This window comes from Novacetimonas hansenii JCM 7643 (assembly GCF_000964405.1).
Classification (GTDB): Bacteria; Pseudomonadota; Alphaproteobacteria; order Acetobacterales; family Acetobacteraceae; genus Novacetimonas; species Novacetimonas hansenii.
Map to the genome: position 1 here is coordinate 1 of NZ_BANE01000138.1, position 4,366 is coordinate 4,366.

The 4,366-nt window shown below is 55.7% G+C and carries 4 protein-coding genes; 3 read left to right on the forward strand and 1 reads right to left on the reverse strand.

The window, feature by feature from the left end; translation table 11 throughout:
- Positions 1–76: 76 nt before the first annotated feature.
- Positions 77–994 (reverse strand): SDR family NAD(P)-dependent oxidoreductase, encoded by a 918-nt coding sequence (locus B7G66_RS10220; RefSeq protein ID WP_174805774.1) that lies wholly within the window; start codon positions 992–994, stop codon positions 77–79.
- Positions 995–1,227: 233 nt separating this feature from the next.
- Here B7G66_RS10220 and B7G66_RS10225 point away from each other — a divergent pair, with 233 nt between their 5' ends.
- The 3 genes from B7G66_RS10225 (at position 1,228) to B7G66_RS10235 (ending at position 4,101) form a co-directional block, all read left to right on the forward strand.
- Positions 1,228–2,025 (forward strand): deaminated glutathione amidase, encoded by a 798-nt coding sequence (locus tag B7G66_RS10225; RefSeq protein ID WP_003616509.1) that lies wholly within the window; start codon positions 1,228–1,230, stop codon positions 2,023–2,025.
- A gap of 555 nt (positions 2,026–2,580) precedes the next feature.
- The gene (locus tag B7G66_RS10230; RefSeq protein WP_003616511.1) at positions 2,581–3,648 is read left to right on the forward strand and encodes a D-TA family PLP-dependent enzyme; all 1,068 of its coding nucleotides are present in this window, start codon (positions 2,581–2,583) and stop codon (positions 3,646–3,648) included.
- 87 nt (positions 3,649–3,735) lie between these two features.
- Positions 3,736–4,101 carry a RidA family protein gene (locus tag B7G66_RS10235; RefSeq protein ID WP_003616512.1) on the forward strand — a complete coding sequence of 122 codons (366 nt, stop codon included), beginning with the start codon at positions 3,736–3,738 and terminating at the stop codon, positions 4,099–4,101.
- The last annotated feature ends 265 nt before the right edge of the window (positions 4,102–4,366 follow it).

The following is a 4,366-nucleotide window of genomic DNA, read 5'->3' on the forward strand; positions in this document are numbered from 1 at the left end:
CTTTTTGGAAAAAGCTTCACCAAAAAACCTTTATGATTTCAGTACGTTATCGATCCTGACTTTTCAAACAGTCCGCTCAGACATGCTGACCGCCATTGATATGGATTTCCGAACCATTGACATAGGATGACGCCGACATACACAGGAAATAGATCGTCTCCGCCACCTCCATGGGGTTTCCCAGGCGACGCATGGGCACACCATTCGCCACCAGTGTATCTGTGCCCTTGGACAGGATGGAGGTATCAATCTCCCCCGGTGCGATCGCGTTCGCCCGCACGCCACGGCCACCGAATTCGTGCGCCATTTCCCGCGTCAATGCCGCCAGGGCCGCCTTCGACGCCGCATAGGCCACACCTGCAAACGGATGCACGCGCGAACCTGCGATCGAGGTCACATTGACGATCGCCCCGCCCGCACGTTCCAGTTCAGGCATAAGCGCCCGTGCCAGCAACGCCGTTGACACAAGGTTGACGTTCAATACCTGCGTCCACAGGGCCGCATCGCTGCGCATCAGCCCAAGACGTTCGCCCTGCGGACCCTTGGGCGAAATCCCCGCATTGTTGACAAGGGCATGAAGCCTACCATTCCCAAGGCACCCACGAACGGCGGCCACAAGGTCGGGAATGGCGTCAAGGTCGGAAAGATCTGCCTGAATATGGCCATCCCCCGCCGCACGCCACTGACACAGGGGGGAAAATTCCTGCCGCGATACCGTCAGCACCCGCCAGCCACGTTCCTGAAACAGCTTGACGGTGGCATGGCCGATCCCACGACTTGCCCCAGTCAGCAGCAGGACCGGCGGTCCCGCGCCATCATCTTCAGGTGCCGGCATGCTGTCACGCTGGGCCGTCTCATCCAGCGGGGCCTCGACATGGCCATCCACTGGACACGTATTGCCAGTGCTGCGCGCCCTGTCATTCCCAGTACCATCGCCAGTGCCATGCCCCGTAAAAGGACAACCCGGATTACCACTCGCCTGCGTGTCGGTCATACCGGTATTGATACAATGCGCCGGGGCGACAATGGAAATGAATTCAACCCGGGCACCTGCATTTGATATGCATGCCCGCACTTCAGAATCACACACCCCCTATTCATCTGGCGAAATCACCGCGCAACCTGCGGGATGCGGGCAGGAACATTTACCGCAACATGGCTTTATATTACGCTGACGCAAAGCCTGCCGACACGGACCGAGCCCACACAGATCGACATGGACATATCATGCTGAAAGTTGCCCTTGGACAGTTTGCCGTTTCCCCCAGATGGGAAACCAATCTGGAACACATCCTTGGCCTGATCCGGCAGGCCGCGATGGAGAAGGCCGGGCTTCTGGTCCTGCCCGAAGGCATCCTGGCGCATGACATCGCCGATCCCGATATCATCGCAAAGACCGCCCAACCGCTTGATGGCCCCTTCATGTCACGCCTGCTGCATGAAAGCCGTGACGTGGACATGACCATCATGGGGTGCGTGCATGTCCCCGATGGGCAGGGACGTTACCACAATACGCTGGTTGTACTGCACAAGGGAAAAATCACCGCGCAATACAGGAAGCTTCATCTCTATGATGCTTTTGCCGTGCAGGAATCACGTAATGTCACACCCGGTCTGGAAATCCCGCCGATTGTCGATGTGGCGGGTTTCCGGATCGGGCTGATGACCTGTTATGACGTACGCTTTCCCGAACTGGCGCGGCGCCTGGCGCTGGACGGGGCCGATGCGCTGGTTCTGCCCGCCGCATGGGTGCGCGGGCCACTCAAGGAAGAACACTGGAAAGTACTCGTCACCGCGCGGGCGCTGGAAAACACATGTTACATGGTCGCCGTCAGCGAATGCGGCAACCGCAATATCGGATCAAGCATGGTGGTGGACCCGCTCGGCGTTGCAATCGTACAGGCGGGGGAGGCCCCGACACTGGCATTCTGTTCGATTTCCCACGAACGGATCGCACATGCCCGCACCATTGTGCCCGTCCTGCAAAACCGCCGGTTCGGCACGCCGGAACTGCGACAGGACTGACACGCGGCGCCTGCCGGAAACGCATGACCGGATTCCGGGAAATGTCACCACAGTTCATGACAGGGGGCGTTGCGAAACACCCCGTTGATAAATAATAATAAAATTCCAGCGTTGCTTTTTTCATAAAGGCAACGTCTTTCAAGGATTTTTAGGAATATTTCCAAAATTCTATTGTTGCGGAAGGTTATTTATTCTGGACCCTTCAGGTGAAATTGTAATATTTTTAAAATATCCTGATTATAAAAAGAATTCCGGAATATTTACCTGGCATTTTCATGCGATGCTGGATCTTATCCTGTCGCCTTTTCTGAAAATCCGATGCTTTTCGAAATTTTTCCCCAATGGTGGCCTCCCCTCTGGTCATGCCATCGCCCTATCCCCGGATGGAAATAAAACTGCTTTCCCCTCTATGGAAACATGGGGTGTGAGAATTTTATACTTTTTTCGTGACGGTTAACAATTTTACACGACTTCCCTTCGCCATTATGTTTCGACATGGTTATTATCGATAATGGTTGGCGGGCATCTCCCCTCCACCTGAAACGCGGGAAGACGATGTCCATTTCCATTGATATGCTCGATACACCAGCCGTACTGGTCGATATCGACAAGGCACAGGCCAATATCGACAGGGCGCAACAGTACGCCAACACACATGGGTTCTGCCTGCGCCCCCATATCAAGACACACAAACTGTCCTGGTTCGCCCATAAACAGGTGCAGGCAGGCGCAGTCGGCATCACCTGCCAGAAACTGACCGAAGCCGAAATCATGGCGCAGGCAGGGCTGTCGGATATCCTGCTGACCTATAACATCATTGGCGCGCACAAACTTGGGCGCCTCGTCAACCTCGCACGGCAGGTCAATCTGTCGGTTGTGGCCGACAACCTGCCGGTGATCGAGGGATATGACCGCGTGACGGCGGGTGCGGACATTCCCGCACTTCGGGTATTTGTCGAATGCGACACCGGGGGCAATCGCTGCGGTGTGCAGACACCACACGACGCACTGACGCTGGCGCAACGGATCATGGCGGCCCCGAACCTGTGCTTTGCCGGGCTGATGACCTATCCCGCATCCGGGAAACAGGCACAGGCGGACACGTGGCTGGAACAGGCACGCGGCGTGTTCGACACGGCCGGGGTCACGATACCGGCAATCACGGTTGGGGGAACACCCGACCTGTGGACGGCGGGCGACATACGTAACATGACCGAATACCGCCCCGGCACCTATATCTATATGGACCGTTCGCAGGTGGCGGCGGGCGCCGCGACGATCGGGGATTGCGCGCTGAGTGTGCTGGCCACCGTCATCAGCCGCCCCACCGATACACGCGCGATCATTGATGCAGGGACAAAAACCCTGACAAGCGACCTGCTGGGACAGGACGGATACGGCCATATCATCGGCCACGAAGACAGCCGCATCACCGCCCTGAGCGAGGAACACGGCACCATCCATTCTGGCGGCGGCACATCCCTGCCCGCCATTGGGGACAAGGTGCGCATCATTCCCAACCATGCCTGTGTGGTTACGAACATGTTCGATCACATCTACCTTGTTTCGGACGGCAAGGTCATTGACCGCCTGCCTGTCATCGCACGTGGTGGTGTAAGCTGAGGTCAGACATGTTTCCGGTCGCCACCCGTCCCTGAAAATTCATTTCCGATCAGCATATTTTTATAAATTCTGGAAAATAGGAACCCTATGATGAAGAAAGTTTTTGGCAAGGCCGCCGTTCCCCTGTCCATGGCGGTGCGTGCAGGTGATTATGTCTATGTCTCGGGACAGGTGCCCGTCGTGGATGGTGTGGTTGTCGAAGGCGGAATCGTGGCGCAGACAGCCGCCGTGCTCGATCACGTTACCGCCGTCCTGAAGACGGCAGGGTGCGAAATGAGCGACGTGGTCAAGACCTTTGCCATCCTGACCGATGCAGGAAATTTCGAGGAATTCAACAAGGTATATGCAACCTATTTCCCGGTTGCCCCCCCTGCACGCACCACCATCGAAGCCGGCCTGATGGCCGATATCATGGTGGAGATCGAGGCCATCGCCTATAAGCCGATCGGCTGACCTCCCCTTTCCTGCATACAGCCATATTGCGGGTCATGGTGGCATAAGGATTGTTCAAAGATCTTTTAAAAACAGATCATTGATAATGAAAGCCCACATTGTCAGGGTGTTGCCTTTTTTTCATGAAGGCAACATTTCCCGAAGCTTTTAGAGACTGTTTAAAAAGTCAGGATCGGTAACACTCTGAAATTATAAAGGTTTTTGGTGAAGCTTTTTCTAATAAAGCTTCAGAAGACGCCGCCTTTTTGAAAAAAGGCAGCACCCA